General features: G+C 38.9%; 14 protein-coding genes and 1 riboswitch. Of the genes, 4 read left to right on the top strand and 10 right to left on the bottom strand.

Translation table 11 applies throughout. The features are described 5' to 3' along the window. The first annotated feature begins 35 nt into the window (after positions 1-35). Positions 36-1001: a UV DNA damage repair endonuclease UvsE gene (gene uvsE, locus FXW34_RS04815; RefSeq protein ID WP_147532832.1), complete on the top strand. Its 966-nt coding sequence runs from the start codon at positions 36-38 to the stop codon at positions 999-1001. Positions 1002-1556: 555 nt separating this feature from the next. Here uvsE (FXW34_RS04815) and uvsE (FXW34_RS04810) read toward each other — a convergent pair. The 6 genes from uvsE (FXW34_RS04810) to FXW34_RS04785 form a co-directional block, all read right to left on the bottom strand. Then, positions 1557-2513: a UV DNA damage repair endonuclease UvsE gene (gene uvsE / locus FXW34_RS04810; RefSeq protein ID WP_147533041.1), complete on the bottom strand. Its 957-nt coding sequence runs from the start codon at positions 2511-2513 to the stop codon at positions 1557-1559. A gap of 121 nt (positions 2514-2634) precedes the next feature. Then, positions 2635-4626 (bottom strand): FtsX-like permease family protein, encoded by a 1992-nt coding sequence (locus tag FXW34_RS04805; RefSeq protein ID WP_187118832.1) that lies wholly within the window; start codon positions 4624-4626, stop codon positions 2635-2637. Then, positions 4616-5380, bottom strand: a complete 765-nt coding sequence (locus tag FXW34_RS04800; RefSeq protein WP_147532830.1) for an ABC transporter ATP-binding protein — start codon at positions 5378-5380, stop codon at positions 4616-4618. The genes FXW34_RS04805 and FXW34_RS04800 overlap by 11 nt, the downstream gene beginning before the upstream one ends. Positions 5381-5496: 116 nt before the next feature. Beyond that, entirely contained in the window at positions 5497-6531 is a 1035-nt protein-coding gene (locus tag FXW34_RS04795) for a sensor histidine kinase (protein WP_187118831.1), read from the bottom strand. Then, entirely contained in the window at positions 6524-7225 is a 702-nt protein-coding gene (locus tag FXW34_RS04790; RefSeq protein ID WP_147532828.1) for a response regulator transcription factor, read from the bottom strand. The genes FXW34_RS04795 and FXW34_RS04790 overlap by 8 nt, the downstream gene beginning before the upstream one ends. Before the next feature lie 150 nt (positions 7226-7375). Then, complete coding sequence (locus FXW34_RS04785; protein WP_147532827.1) at positions 7376-7894, bottom strand: DUF2179 domain-containing protein; 519 nt, start codon at positions 7892-7894, stop codon at positions 7376-7378. A 167-nt stretch (positions 7895-8061) separates the two neighbouring features. Between FXW34_RS04785 and FXW34_RS04780 the strand changes: the two genes are divergently transcribed. Both FXW34_RS04780 and FXW34_RS04775 read left to right on the top strand, forming a co-directional pair. After that, a complete protein-coding gene (locus FXW34_RS04780) occupies positions 8062-8448 on the top strand; it encodes a DnaJ family domain-containing protein (protein ID WP_147532826.1) in 387 nt (128 codons plus the stop codon). Further along, complete coding sequence (locus tag FXW34_RS04775; RefSeq protein WP_246140863.1) at positions 8448-10019, top strand: glycosyl hydrolase family 28-related protein; 1572 nt, start codon at positions 8448-8450, stop codon at positions 10017-10019. The genes FXW34_RS04780 and FXW34_RS04775 overlap by 1 nt, the downstream gene beginning before the upstream one ends. Before the next feature lie 266 nt (positions 10020-10285). Here FXW34_RS04775 and FXW34_RS04770 read toward each other — a convergent pair whose 3' ends face one another. The 3 genes from FXW34_RS04770 to FXW34_RS23280 all read right to left on the bottom strand — a co-directional run bounded on the left by FXW34_RS04770 (position 10286) and on the right by FXW34_RS23280 (position 13640). Then, on the bottom strand, positions 10286-10870 hold the full coding sequence (locus FXW34_RS04770) for an ECF transporter S component (protein ID WP_147533039.1): 585 nt from the start codon (positions 10868-10870) through the stop codon (positions 10286-10288). A gap of 168 nt (positions 10871-11038) precedes the next feature. Beyond that, a riboswitch (FMN riboswitch) is annotated at positions 11039-11173 on the bottom strand. A gap of 177 nt (positions 11174-11350) precedes the next feature. Continuing rightward, a complete protein-coding gene (locus FXW34_RS04765; RefSeq protein ID WP_147532825.1) occupies positions 11351-12073 on the bottom strand; it encodes an SIMPL domain-containing protein in 723 nt (240 codons plus the stop codon). Positions 12074-12206: 133 nt separating this feature from the next. Then, positions 12207-13640: a hypothetical protein gene (locus tag FXW34_RS23280; protein WP_246140862.1), complete on the bottom strand. Its 1434-nt coding sequence runs from the start codon at positions 13638-13640 to the stop codon at positions 12207-12209. Between the two features lie 187 nt (positions 13641-13827). Between FXW34_RS23280 and FXW34_RS04755 the strand changes: the two genes are divergently transcribed. After that, positions 13828-14463 carry a histidine phosphatase family protein gene (locus FXW34_RS04755; protein WP_187118830.1) on the top strand — a complete coding sequence of 212 codons (636 nt, stop codon included), beginning with the start codon at positions 13828-13830 and terminating at the stop codon, positions 14461-14463. 412 nt (positions 14464-14875) lie between these two features. Here FXW34_RS04755 and FXW34_RS04750 read toward each other — a convergent pair whose 3' ends face one another. Next, positions 14876-15661 carry an SDR family oxidoreductase gene (locus tag FXW34_RS04750; RefSeq protein WP_147532823.1) on the bottom strand — a complete coding sequence of 262 codons (786 nt, stop codon included), beginning with the start codon at positions 15659-15661 and terminating at the stop codon, positions 14876-14878. Positions 15662-16001: the final 340 nt, after the last annotated feature.

Below are 16001 nucleotides of genomic sequence, written 5' to 3'. Positions count from 1 at the left end.
AAAGACTGCTCATGCTGTTGAACTGAGGTAAAAAAATGACAATAGTACGGCTCGGCTATGTGGCTATGAGTATGGAAGTGAAGAACGCCTCTCCATCGCAAACCATGACTTTTACCCAATTTCAAAAAATCGATGACCGGCCTGCTGCTCTTCGCAAGCTGGAACGAATTACTATATCGAATCTACAAAATACTTTGCGCCTATTAAAGCACAACGCAGCTTCAGAGATTCATTTTTATCGATTAACTTCCCGGCTCATTCCGCTTGCCAATCATGAAGAACTATTGGATTGGGACTATCTTAAACCCCTGCGTGAAGCACTTTTGGAATTAGGGGCATTTGTTAAGAAACATGATATGAGAGTTGATTTCCATCCCGACCACTTTGTTCTAATCAATTCGCCTCAAGAGCATATTTTCAAAAATTCGATTGAAACCTTAAAGCTGCATTATCGCTTATTAAAAGCAATGAAAATCGACACTAGCCACCGATGCGTGATGCATGTTGGTGGGAATTATAAAGAAACCGAAATGTCGTTAGAACGATTTGTTGATAACTGGATGGATGTCCCTCGCTCAATCCAAAAAATGATCATGCTCGAGAACGATGACACCTCGTTTAGTTTAGAGGATAGCTTGTATTTATGCGAAAAGCTGGAAATTCCATTAGTGTTTGATTATCATCACCATCTCGCCTATCATCGTGAACCTGATTGGGTTAATAATTGGGATCGAGTCGTTGGTACTTGGAGGGATTCTCCTCTTCCAATCAAAATGCATATCTCCAGTCCGAAAAGTGAGCAGGAATTCCGCCATCATTCCGATTATGTTGATATCGAGATGTTTTTTCATTTTTTAAAAGAAATATCAGGTAGCGTCCCACAAATTGATTGTATGATTGAAGCGAAAAAAAAGGATGAAGCTCTATTCGTCTTAATGGAGCAATTGAAAGAACGTGATGATGTGGAAATTTTGGATGGGAGTACGTTTAGGTTGAAGTAGAGAATGGAGTTTTTTTACATAGTCATATTCTAATGGTGTATTTGGATTTACCTAGTGCCACTTTTTGAGCACTAGGTTTTGTTGTAAAGCAACAAAATTTGTGCTATTCACACCAGCTAGACGACATAAATCTATTCTAGAGTAATGATTAAGTGCTATTCACACCAGCTAGAGGACAAAAAACTTACTTAGAGTAATGATTAAGTGCTATTCACACCAGCTAGAGGACAAAAAACTTACTTAGAGTAATGATTAAGTGCTATTCACACCAGCTAGAGGACAAAAATCCCCACTAGAGTAATGATTAGGCGCTATTCACACCAGCTAGAGGACAAAAAACTTACTTAGAGTAATGATTAAGTGCTATTCACACCAGCTAGACGACATAAATCTATTCTAGGGTATTGATTATGTGCTATTCACACCAGCTAGAGGACAAAAATCCCCACTAGAGTAATGATTAGGCGCTATTCACACCATCTAAAGGACAAAAACCCCCGCTAGGGTAATGAATAGCAACCAACTAGAAATTTGTATTTGAATTTTTACATAGACCTACCATTCCACCTCTGAGCTACCAATCCTTTTCACGCCCCGAATCGATGAAATATCTTCAACAAGTTTGTGCATCGCTAGATTCTTCTGCTTCGCTTCAATCATAATGTCAAAATCTTGATTTAGCGCTTTAGCCGTTTTCAAAAAAGGTAGCACAAATTCCAAATCCACAAAATCCGCATGTGACCGGAACGCGGATTCTGACTTAGGTGAAGAAATATGCACTTTAGGCACAAGTCCTGACCGTTGCCATGTCATAAATATCCTCTCCAATAAAGAAGCATCAAGCTCCTCTTCGGAAAGATTTGCGAGATGGTGATGATAGTCAAGCACCATCCGCATCCCTTCCTGTTCGCATGCCACTAATGTTTCCTTTACATTATACGTTTTATCATCATTTTCAAGTGATGTGATCTGTTTAATCTGTTTTGGTAGCCCGGCAATATTTTGATGAAAACGCAATAATGTCTCATTTTTATCACCATAAGCTCCACCTATATGGATATTGATTACGGCATGATCGACAACACCCATTGCTTCAAGCATTCGAAAATGAAACTCCATATCCTTTATAGCGTTATTCGTCACATCATGACGAGGACTGGTAAAAAGAGTAAACTGATTAGGATGAAAGCTTGGACGAATCCCAAATTCCGTAACAAGCCTTCCGAGCTCCGCCCACTCTGCCTTAAATGGCGTCACAAAATCCCAAGCTACTTCGGGATGAGTCGCTAAAGGCACGAGCGAGCTTGAGAATCGATACAATTGGATTTCGTGTGCAATGTTATAATGGAGAATCCGCTTTGTGTGCTCAAGATTATCCTTTGTGACCTCATGTAGTTTATTTAATCGTTCATCCTCAGAAAGTGTGGAATATCTTGCAAAGGTTAATGATTTCGAAGGACTAGCGTCCCATAAACCTAAGGCATTTGCTACATAGCCAAACCGAATTCTCATCACTTCAAACCCTTTCGACACGAATCTTAACCCTTTTAAATTTTCCTCCATCATATTTTTAATACACGAAGTAACGAAAAAGCTTAGGACCGTTTTTAGTCCTAAGCTCTAAGCTCCACTTCTATCCTACAATAGCGCGGCGATATTTCAATTTTAGCCATTGATAATATACGACGAAAAAAAGCAATAATAACGCACAAATCTTTAAGCCATTGGAAAAAATCGTACTATTTGCCATTTCCATCTCTGTTACATTTTGCATATTGATGGCTACTGTTAACACTAAGCCCATCAAGCCCCCAAGCATGGTTGGCAGGACCATCACAAGTTTAATTTTACTATACAAGTAGCTCTTAACTTCTCCGGTCGTAATACCGATCGTGTGCAGCAGTTGAACTTTGCGAATGTCCCCTTCTTGATCCGTAAAAATCTTGAAGTAAAGCACAACGCAAACGGTCAACAAGAATAACACACTGATAAAAGACATGATAAATAGAGCAAAGCCGGCAACCTGTTTCATATGAACATATCGATCATACTTCGAATGAACAGCAAACGGCATAATCTGTTGCTCCGTAATCGATTTAACAGCAAGCTTCTCACTATCAGTCAACTTAGACTGTGCGGCTTCCATTTCCTCCTGCAAGCCTGCAACAAAATCACCACTTTGGTGCCAATTGTTAAACTTAAACATTTCAATACTACCAACTGAAGCAGGTGTGACAGTAGCGGATAAATCCTTATAATCCTCATCGTTTAAGATTACTAAGACGGGCTGGGCAAAGACGTAGCGATCAAACAGCTTTTTTTGCACCGTTTTTTGATGCACAAACTGATAAGCTTCATCATCACTTATTAAGGTAATATTTTTGCTAAAATACTTGATATCCCCTTCACCCGATTGATTAAAATCGACAACAATGGCTGCGCCAGTCGCAACTTTAAAGCGAGCAGAAAATATCTTATTAAATTCTGAAACCGAACTTGTCATTACTGTTTTATTCGTGCGCCATGATGTATGGTTTATCTCTGGCGCTTCCACATAAACCACGTGTAATTTATGTTTTTCCGAAGGCTTTACCATCGATTTCTTTGTAATTTTTTCAATATCCATCATATTTGTTAATCCAACAGCCTCAATATCCTTAACAATCACATCAAACCATTGTTCCTCATCGGCAAGAGCAGGGCTTTGCTGATAAAGCGTGTAGGAGAGCGTCGAAAAAAACACAATACCCATACAAAGCATACTGACCATAAACATAATCGAACGATTTTGCGAAAACCGATTGGCAAATTCAGACAAAGGCAAAATATTTCGCAGAAATACTGACTTACGATTATTCCAATAACGGTATAAAAGACTGATTAAATGACTGAGGAAAAGATACATTCCGAAAACGCAAAACAGGAGCGACACTAAAATGGCCTTCTTCATTGAGGCCACATTAGCAAAATCACTAGTGTAATCATACAAAAACACTAATGAACCTACCATAATCACAAAGCCAATAACTGCTATAAGCTTGTTCCCTTTTTGCTTCATTTCCACGACTTGACTTTCTTTGAGCAACGACGTCAGACTAACCTTCTTGATTTTTACTATCGTCATCAAGACAATAAGCAAATAAAGAGGTAGAAACATGAGCGCTGTATAAACAAAGCTCTTGTAGGTGAGTGAAAAGCTAATCTCATCAAGACCTAATATCGCTGTAGTTAAAATGAAAAATAGCCTCGAAAAAATCCCGCCACAAATATAAGCAAATATCAATGATAAAAGAAAAACTACCGTATTCTCTAATGTTATCATTTGCTTTAAGTCGCGATGGAGCATGCCGTACGAGAGCAATATCCCCACTTCCTTTGTGCGACTTTTGAAAAAGTGTTGATAAGAATAAGTAATTAAAAACAACGAAAAAATAACCGAAATAATACCACCAATTTGGACAATTTGTCTTGTCCCGGATGAAGCTTGCTCTGAAAAATCAGGGACAAACCAAATCGCTGAAAACAGGAAAAATACGGTCATCGAAAAAGTGACACAGAAAAAATAGCCTAAGTATTTTCGATAATTAAACAGCATCGATTTGAAGATGAATTGATTATAGGTCATAATCATCTTCCTCCAGCAGCGCCAAATGATCGAGAATCTGCTTAGCAAACAAATCTTGTGATTCCTTTTTGTAAAGTTGTGTCCGGATGACACCGTCCTTTAAAAACAAAACTTTATCACTGTAGCTCGCAGCAAACGGGTCATGAGTGACCAACAATATTGTCGTACCAAGTTGTTCGCTCGTCTTTTTCAAGCATTCTAAAACAGCCTTTGAGGATTTTGAATCCAAGTTCCCGGTTGGCTCGTCAGCAAAAATGACTGAAGTGTCATTGATCAACGCTCGGCAAACTGCGGTGCGTTGTTGCTGTCCTCCTGACACCTGATAGGGATATTTATTTTTCAAACTAGTAATGTTTAAGAGCTCCATCAATTGTTCGGCCTTTTTGTTCATCACAGCGTTCTTTTCCCGATTTAAGATCATCGGTAGCATGATATTTTCTTGGATGGTTAAGCTGTCGAGCAGATTGAATTCTTGAAAAATATAACCTATATGCGAACGTCGAAATATGGACAGTTCGTCCCCTGTCATCCTACCAAGACTTTTCCCATCGATAAAAATATCTCCTGATGTAGCTTGATCAAAACCACTTAATATTTTCAACAATGAGGATTTCCCGCTCCCCGATGGTCCCATAATCGCCGTGAACTCCCCTGCTTCAAGTTCAAGATTAATATTATGTAAGGCGATTGTTTCGGCAAAATCCTTACCGCCGCCGTATACTTTTTTGATGTTACTTGCCTTAATGATACTCATGGTTACCTCCTACACGTTTCTGAATGTAAGGCTATTATAGTAAGGCAAGAACGATGTTACAATTACGCTAACTTACAGTAACATTACAATTTTGTAAGGAAAACTATTGTCTTTTACTAGTTATCATGATGTTTCATTGGGTATGTAATCGCCACGGTGGTGCCCATTCCCTGTATCGAGGATATCGACAACTTATGGTGAAGCGAATCGGCGATTTTTTTTGCGATAAATAAACCGATTCCGGTGGCATTTCGCGTCTTCCGACCGTTCTCACCTGTAAAAAATGGCTCAAATACCCTTTTTATTTCATAAGGTGAAATGCCTATACCATTGTCTTCAATGATTAATTGAATCGTATTCTCTTCTTGGCAAATCCGAAACTTAACGATTCTTTCACTTTCTTGTATGGCTGTGTACTTTATCGCATTCGAAATGATTTGTTCAATTAGTAATCTGTTCCATTTTTTATCTGTTAAAATTGATACATTTTTCTCGGAAACGCATAGCTTCGGAAATACACCATTTTGAATGAACTGATCCTTCTTTTTATTAATCATTTCGCGGAGCTCTTTTACTAGATTTGTTTCCTCAATCGAAAAATCCTGTTGAAAATAATCTAGACGTAAGTAGCTTAGTACACTATTGAGGTTTTCATTAATTAGGCGATTTTCCTTATTTATTTTTTCAAGCACCTCGATCGTTAGTTGACCATCCTGTTTACTATTTTGGATTAGTAAATCAATCACTGATGTCGGCGTTTTAATATTATGGATAATTTGTGAGATCACCTTATGTCTATGGTCATTTTGCATCTCAAGCCCATTAAGACTAGTTAAGGCCTCTTTTTCTAATCTGCTAATCGTGGCAAACGCTCGCTGTTGTTCATTTGTTAAGGTATTAACACGAGGCTTTCTATCGCCAATTCCAGCTTGGAAACTGTCTAATAAGTGGCAATATCGCCAATATCGAACTGCCCGCTCACAAATAAATAAAAGATAAACGAAACTTACCAGTAAAATCGGATAGAAGTATTCCAGCTTTTCGCCTATTTCTAGTGTATAAAAAACGATAACAAGCGAAGCACCACCATAGTATGTTAGTGTAAAGAATAATTGATCCTTCAAAAAATCAACGAAAATCCGTCTATTCATTTTGGAGCTCCAACCAATACGGGACAAATTGATAACCATAGCCCCTCTTTGTGTGAATAGCTTCATTAAGGCCGATGACAGCCAGCTTCGTTTTTATTCTAGAAATGTTAACATTAAGGGTATTGTTATCAACGAACGCGACATCATCCCACAGCTCAGTTAATAAATCTTCACGTGGCACAATGACACTCGGTCTTTCCGATAAATACTTTAATATCTTAAACTCATTTTTCGTCAGTTCATTTCGCTTGTTCTGATACGTTACAGTAAACGTATTAAAATCTAGCTGAAAATCACCGATAATTTGATTGGTTTTTTCTGTCTGAAAGCTGCCATAGGCTCTACGGATACAGGCTTTGATTTTTGACTGAAGCACTTCAACGCTAAAGGGCTTAACCACATAATCATCTGCCCCTAACTCCACTCCTAGTATTTGATCCGCATCGGTACTTCGAGCTGACGTTATAATAATTGGGACACTGCTTTTCTTCCTCATTGCTCTGCAAACATGAAAACCGTCTAAATACGGTAGATTAATATCGAGAAGAATCACATCTGGACTAATTTCGATTAGCTGCTCGACTACGTTATTGAATTCCTTTATCACAACCACCTCATATTGATATCGCAGCAACATTTTAGAGATGATTAATCTTAATTCGGGATCATCTTCAACTAAGGCAATTTTATACATCTTGTTCTCCCCCATCATAAGTTACATCAACATAATACCATAACCGATAGACGATATATTTGCCTCATTTCCTCTAAAAAAAGGCGGTCGATTGGATAAAGACCACCTTATCATTTTTATCTCCACATTAATCAGGGTAAGTTTTTGCACTTACAGTAATTTTTTTGTCCAGAATCCACCTCGGAAATATCTTGGTTCATACGAGACGACGAATGCTTTTGGTACCCTATTTTCAATAATCTTTAGTAATCTCTTTTCATTGCTTCGCTTAGCCAATACTTGCATCACCAAGCGATTTCCATCTCTACCCTCAGCTTCCCAGCTCGTGACACCAAATCCCTTTTCCCTTAATATAAATGGAACCTCAACATCATTTTTATCTATAACAATTTGTATCGTCACGTAACCCAATGCTAGCCACTGCTCAATCTTACTTCCAAGATATACACCGCTCCCCCAACCAAGGCAATAGGCAACTAAGTTCTGTATTTTATCGATATTATCCAAAACGATGTTCAACCCAATAAGATAAATGGCAACTTCAAAAACACTGATGATCGAAGCTAAAATATTCTGTCCCTTCATGACAAACAAAAGACGTATTGTAAAAAGGGAAACGTATGTAATATTTATGACGATAATAGTTAAAATCATTTCTACTTCATTCATAGTAACCTCCATGTAATGGCATTTTTCAAATCGGTTCTTATCAAGCTCGATGAGCGAATCAATATTAATCAATTTAACCATTATCGGATATTTTAATAGGTAATCCCCTCATCAATGGAGCAAAAAATACTCAGAATCGTTATACTATAGGAAGGAGTTGGTGATTTATGGATATGTTTTCAATAATTGCACAAGATAAAATTCGCCGCGCTATGGAAAATGGGGAATTTGACAATCTGCCCGGTATAGGTAAACCTTTGAAATTGGATGATCATTCCCATATTCCAGAAGAGCTTCGGATGGCTTATTCACTTTTAAAAAATGCAAATATGATTGAGGAATATGATGCATTGAGACAAGAACTGATGACCATCGATCAGCTTATTGATGCCAGTCAGGACGATGCGGACAGAGACCGGCTTAAACAAGAAAAAAGCGAAAAACAATTGCGCCTTGATGCCTTGCTAAAAAAGCGGAGAACGATGGCTAGCCCTGCATCTGCCTACTATAAAGAGCGAGTATTAGAACGATTTAAAAAGAAGGAAGAAAAATAATGCCTAAAGAGAATGAGGGGTTAATGTTAACAAAAACTCATAACCCCGAAAATAACGAACAGCTTATTAGCCAATATTTTAATCACTGTTCTGATTTAGATACAGCTTTGTGTGAAACGGAAGAATTCTTCGCTAAAATTACTTCCCAAAATGTTTCTATTTCCCCAGTGAAAAGCCCCCCATCACCGGAATTCGCGCTTCCAATTAAACAACGAATCACTGAGGGATTGTGGCGTCTTAACGCTAAGCCTTCTGCTGTTCTTGAACGAACTTCTACCAAAATTGACAAACGAGGAAGAATCGTTCCCGATTGGATGGATACTTTGAATTCTGAGTATCAAACTTTATTAGGAAAAATCGAAGCAGAAGTGAATGTAGTTGATTTTGGCGCAATTGGTGATGGTAAAACGGATAATACAGCTGCTTTTAAAAAAGCAATTGGAAAAGGACGAGTAAAAGTAATCGTACCAGAAGGAATTTTCAGCGTGAAAAGCATACAGCTTCCCTCCTGGACGATATTGGTTGGTGCTGGTAAAGGTGTGACGACCATAAAGCTACACGATTCTTCCCCAAAAGCAACGCAGCTCATTACGAATACGCAGCAATGGCTTGGGAATCATCATATCTATGTTGGCTGTATGAGTTTGGATTGGAATGTTGAAAGACTTGATTCTAGCGAAAAAACAAACTCAGGCGGCAATGCTTCAAGCTGCCTCACTTTCGCGAATGTCACCTATGGCTGGGTCAAGGATGTAGAGGCTATCAATCCTGGTTTGCATTGCTTTGATATTTCAGCCACTAAGTATAATTACGGTGGCGATGGCTATCGCGCTCGTGGCAGCAGCAGCTACGTTTGGCTTGACGGTTTAACCGGATATGGATTTGGTGACGATGGAATCACCACACATCATAGTGATTACCTATACATTTCACATTGTCATATGTGTGACCCTAGCGGCCGCGCTCATCAGAAGGGCTTTTCCAACTCAAACGGTATAGAAATTGATGATGGTTCCCGAAATGTTTTACTCGTTCACAACTCTACTGCTCGTTGTTTTGGTGGAGTGGAAATCAAAGCTCATGGAAACTCCTCGGCTGCATCTAATGTGCAAATTGTCGGGCATATTTCAGTTCATGATAACCGTTCATACAATTTTAGGCATATAGGACATCACAAGCATGATGATGCCCAATCAAAATCGGCATTTAATATTCTCGCGACACAGCTTGTGTCAATTGCACCATGCTATTCCCATTTATATAAAGATTCTACACCTCGAGCATTAGTTATTTCCGCTTATCGAAATGTGGTAATTAATAGGATGTCGATTGTAGGTGACTCAACCTCTGATTTTCAGGGAAACCCGCTATGTGCGATTCAGTATCGAGCTAGAAATATCGTATTGAATCAGATTGTGATGAGGAATTTTCTTAATGCTGGACCCGGAATAAAGGTATTTGGAGGGAAAAACCGTGCTGATTTTGTAGAAATATACAAAGCTACCGCAGATGATAGCATCGGAAAGCCGATAGAGATTGGAAAAGGCATGGAGCATATTCTTGTGGAATAGGGTGAATCAGAGGCGTGATTAGGTGGACATACATACCGCTATTTTGTTAAAAATTACGATTTTCTTATCTTATCGGACATGTAATCCCTAATTTAGCTTGATGATCGTTATTATCATGATTTTTATAACAAATAACATTCTCAATGTCCGGAAATATGTTCAAATCGGCCTTTTTTATCTTAATAGTGGACTCAGTGTCCGGAAAAAAACATAAAAGAGGCTGTCCCAAAAGTTTAAACTTAGGGACAGCCTCGTTCTTTTTTATTTTAGTTCAAACGGAAGCTTGCTGCTTGCTTGTTCAACCAAGTTCCTAACTTTGTAAAGAGAATCATGAATAGAACGGACATCGCAACGCCTTTAATTAAGTTAAATGGCAGAATTCCGGCCACGATATACTCTTTCACTTCTGGGCCACTCATTGCTGGCATGTTAAGGAAGAATGTGTAAGCTGGTAAAATAATTAAATAGTTTAAGACACTCATCACAACTGCCATAATCGTTGTTCCTAGTACGAGCGCAACTGTCATGCCCTTTTTCGACTTTAGCTTATTATAAACATAATAAGTTGGTAAAATATATAAAATTCCGGCTAAGAAATTAGCAATATGACCAACAGGAACGCCGGTTTCACTACCTTTAATAAAATAATCCAATACGTTTTTCATTAATTCGATTAAGACGCCGGCCATAGGACCAAGGACGATTGCTCCAATCAACGCAGGAACATCACTAAAATCAATTTTCAAAAATGCTGGAAAAGGTGGTACCGGAAAATTTAGGAACATTAAAATGTACGCGATACTGCTCAGCATGGCAATTGAAACTAATCCTCTTACTTTGTTTTTCTTCATCATTTTTCTCCTCCAACAAGGATCTATCATTCCTAGAAGGGAGAATTTAGTTATTAAGCTACCAAACTTTCATTCCATTAAAAAACCTCAAGTTGCATCAACTTGAGGGAGAATTCATTTTGAAGGTATGCTTAATAAACGTCTAAAACTGTATAAACGCCACTAAACCTCCATCTTCTCCCATCCAGACTTTACTGTCGGCTTTGGAATCTCACCAAATCCTGCCTTAAAAAGGCTCACGGGCTTAGAGAATTTCTTCTCAACACCGTCGGTCGGGAATTACACCCTGCCCCGAAGATAGATACTATTATTTTAATATGTTTATTATATACAAAAAAATTGGGCTTGGGAATCCTTTATGTGAAAAATTTTCAAACAAATCCGGTTTATCCGCCTTAATTAGTTGGATTAATTTGAAACATTTTGAAATCTTCAAAAAGCATGCATTATGTAAAAAACATCGCTAATGCTTAACAACAATCAAGCATAGCGATGTAGATATTGATACGTACTCGTCACCTGTGCATCAATTGTGAATTCGCCTTGTTGAATCGGTGGTGCTTCCTGGACTGTTGCTGCAGCTAATTTATATGTAGAAAATGGAATGGGTCGATTTGGCTGCTCCAGTTCTTCAACAACGCGAATTGGTAGCTTGTTTATTACTGCTCCAATCGTTCTTGCAATTTCTTCTGCCTTTTCCGATGCATTTAGGACGGCCTTTCTTAACGCTTGTCGATAATAGATGTCCGGATTAGAAACAATAAATTGAACGTTTCCGCCTCGGTTTGCACCGTTCTTAATCGCAACTTCATAAATTAACCCAACTTTACGTATATCTCTCACCGTCACCTCGATTTGATGATCGACTTGATAAGTTCGAAATACTGATTTTCCACCGACATAATCATATAGTGGCTGAATCGAATAATGACTAGTTTTAATAAAACGGTCCTCAATCCCGTGCTGTTTAATTGCCTGAATAACCCGATTTGACAACAATGCATTTTCTCTCTGGGCATCTTCGAGATTTTGATTTTCCGTCACGACTCCAACGGTTAATTTTGCTTGATCTGGCCTGACTGCAACTTCACCATTCCCACGAACCGTCATTTGATAGTGGCCACTTTTTTTTGAGTTTGTTTCTTGCTGCTTGTATCCATGATCTCTTATTCCCGTATCAAAATAATGATTGTTTTGATGCATCGTAATCACCCTTTTTTGCTTATGACACTAGTTTATGAACCTCGGGTGTCCATCGTTCCAACCAGAGCAACAATAAGCTAACCAGTATTATGACCGGTTAGCTTGTATTTTTTTTATTAATAAGATTTCCCATTTATCTTTTTTGACCTGTTTGGGTAAAATAGTGATTGCGGACTTGACTTGCCCAGTTAAATAGCGCTTCCTTCCATTTTAAACTCTCAAAGAACTCATCCACACTCATTGACTTAGAATGCCAAACAAGCGGACTGAATGGTACAACTGTACGCGTGCTCCCCCACACTCCACCAGCTTTTTGTGACATGCTATCCTGAATAACTAATAGTAAAGGGTGATTGTTGTTGTACGCCATTGCCGGTTCAAATTGAGAATATGGATTATATGGTTCTCCAAATGTTGTTTCTGTTGGTTCAACAAGCACAGCGACAGTACCATAGCTCTCCTGAACAATTGTCCGAATATGATCGATTCTCGCATCAGGAAATTGTTCTGTATTTGGCAATGTTCTTGGGAAAAGAATGACATTTTTTATTTCCTTAAACATCCGGATAACAAATTGCTGGTTTTCTGAAAGCGGTGAAGCATCAGGCGGACCGATCGTTTTTAGATCTTGATGACTGAAAAATACGGGTATTTTATAAATAACACTACCCGCCTCATTCAATTCATGTAAATCTTTTTTAAGCAGGCTATTTTCCTCTTCAACCTGCAATTGTTCTTCAGATATTTCTTCCTCAACCGGCAATATATAATTCTCATAAATCGTCGTTTTACTTGCTAGCACCGGCTGATTTGTAGAGTTAGACAACTCTTCTTCACTTGCAGGTATTGGTTGTTCATGCACAACTGGTTCATTCGGTGTGACTGGTGCTGATTGATTTGTGATAAGCTGCTGTTTTGTGATGAGCTGTGGATTTGTGATGAGTTGTTGTTTCGGTGGAGCAGGTTCACTTTTCTTGATGGAAATCGGATTAGGCTCCTGAGGCTGCTGATTATGAAATATTTCTTTTTGATTTGTTACTTTTCTTTGAATTTTATTTCCGGTAACCCTTGATTGAGTTCGCGATGCTGGCGTTGTTTGTTGAACAGGTGGGATTTGTTGCTTTGTTTGGTTAGGTTGACTTTGTGCTACCGACTCCTGCTCGGGAGCTGTCGGCTTACTTTGGACAACATGCTCCTGGATTATTTCCGCTTGTTTGCTTTGGATGTTTCGGACAATCTGCTGTTGTTTTGGTGGTGGTGGACTGCTTTGAACGTTTTGCACAAGCTGCTGTTGTTTTGGTGGTGGTGGACTGCTCTGAACGTTTTGCACAAGTTGCTGTTGATTGGGTGGTAGTGGACTGCTCTGAACGTTTTGTATTGTTTGCTCCTGTATCGTTGTTTGTGGTTGCTCCTCCGCTAACGGTTCCTGAATTGATGATACTTGCTGCTCATCTTCATTTATCTGATTCTCTTTTTTCTGTTGGCTTTCTCTAAGAAGCCTTTGTTTTCGCAAATACTCCTTACCCTCTTGTTGGAGTTGTGAAAGCTTCACTTTTCTCACACTCATATGGCATCGCCTCCTTATTTAAAGATATTCATAGGACAATGTCCGTGATTGGATAAATAGCCTAATGTTTGTACTTTCTGTTCATTTATTGTGCATATTTTCCGTAAAAATCTCAAATGGTGGAACAGAATAATTTTTCATATTATAATAGACTTTATATTTTTTAAAAATAAAGAGGTGTTCATGTTTGCCAAAGAAGCCGGTTAAACTTTATTTTGTTCGTCATGGTCAAACGAAATTTAATGTAGAAAAACGATTACAAGGTCACGCCGACTCTCCATTAACTGAAAATGGAATCATGCAGGCAAAAGCAGTTGGACGCGGGCTTGAGCATATTCATTTTAAAGCAGCCTACGCAAGTGACAGCCCTCGGGTAATCAGCACGGCGAAACATGTAATAGATACAAGAGACATTCCACTCACAACCGACCCCCGCCTAAAAGAAATGTGCTTTGGTGTTTTTGAAAGTCAAGTCATTCCAGAGATTAAGGGCGACGACGGCGAACTCCTAAAACGCATATTTAGCTTGGAAGATTTACATCTCGCAGCTCCACAAGGTGAAACTTTTATGGAGGTCTTTGCTCGAACAAAAGCCGCCATTGATGATGTAATCACACGCCACCATGATGATGGTGGAAATATTCTCATATTTTCTCATGGCGTCACGATTGGTAATTACTTAATGCAAGCCTACAAGCTAAGTCAATATCCAAAACTTGAGAACTGCAGTGTTTCAGTCGTTAGCCACTATGCTGGGCAGTCCAATCTTGATATGTTAGCAGACACTTCATTCCGCGAAACTGGCAGCAAATTACTCTATTAATCTATTGTTTTCATTAGCGGACATTCAATCCCTTATTTGTGCAAATACCAGTATTTTCGAGGGGGATGCGGACATTGAATCCTCTATTTGCCAAACTCCTGTCAAACTTTCATGATTTTGACTAAATAAGGTCTCTGGTGTCCGCAAATCTCCAAGATACAGGATTTTTGTTGCGATTAGGGTACTTGGTGTCCGCTTAATTCGATGAACAATATTTAGCGGACATCCAATCCCTTATTTGTGCGAATTACTGTATTTTCGAGGGGGATGCGGACATTGAATCCTCTATTTGCCCAAAGTCCCGTCAAATTTTCATGATTACGACTAATTAAGGTCCCTGGTGTCCGCAAATCATCAAAATAAAGGATTTTTCAAACAATTAAGGTATTCTGTGTCCTCTCGAATCCCTAACTTAAATCGCTGTTACCATCCCACCATCAACCATGAACGAGCTGCCCGTCATATACGTGCTCGCGTCGGAAACGAGGAAAGTAACCACTTTTGCAAATTCCTCTGGTGTACCATACCTACCAAGCGGGATCGTCCTCTTCGATTGTGCAGTGGCCTCTTCAAGTGTGATGCCTTGCCGTTCAGCGTTCAATCGATCTAAATGCTGGGTTCTTGCAGTTGAAATTCGCCCAGGTGCAACCGTATTAATAAGAATGTTGTACGGTGCTAATTCAACAGCTAATGTTTTCGTGAGACCGACAATCCCCAATCTGAATGTGTTTGAGAGAATCAAGCCTGGTATCGGCTGTTTAATTGAGGTCGATGCGATATTAATAATTCTGCCTCCTTGCTGCTTCATTTCAGGCAATACTTCACGAATCAATCGAATATAGCTTAATAAATTTAATTCAAATGCACCTTGCCATTGGTCGTCAGTAATTTCCTCAAATTTTCCACCTGGTGGTCCGCCGGCATTATTCACGAGGATATCAATGCTCCCAAACGTTTCCACCGTAAATCTTACTAAGCTTTGGATATCCTCCTGCTTTGTAATATCCGCCTTAAAAAACACGACATGTCCTTTATTTACCCTTGTTAATTCCTCCTGAACCTGTTGGAGTTTGACCTCATCGCGGCTGGTGATGACAACATTTGCCCCTTCAACCACTAGCGCTTCAGCAACTGCTTTTCCCAATCCTTGACTCGACGCAATCACCAACGCATTTTTCCCTTTAAGATTTAATTCCATCGCTACAACCCCTATTGTAAAAATCAACCAATATTCACATGGCATATGGTATTGTTCTACAATAAAACCCTTTTTATGTATCATCGAACTCTTCATGCTAAACTACATTTTCTTTTTCCGAAAATTTGTCGCATCAGTGGCCTCCATGACACATTTCTCCTTATTTTTCTCGTTGATTTGTTTCATTGAAGTCTCCCATGACACACTTCTCCTTATTTTTCTTGGAGTTTTGTTTCATTGAAGTCCTCTATGACACACTTCTCCTTATTTTTCTCGTTGATTTGTTTCATTGAAGTCTCCCATGACACATTTCTCCTTATTTTTCTTGGAATTTTGTTTC

The organism is Bacillus marasmi (genome assembly GCF_902168435.1).
Lineage (GTDB): Bacteria > Bacillota > Bacilli > Bacillales > Cytobacillaceae > Bacillus_BU > Bacillus_BU marasmi.
This window is presented reverse-complemented; position numbering and strand designations above follow the sequence as displayed.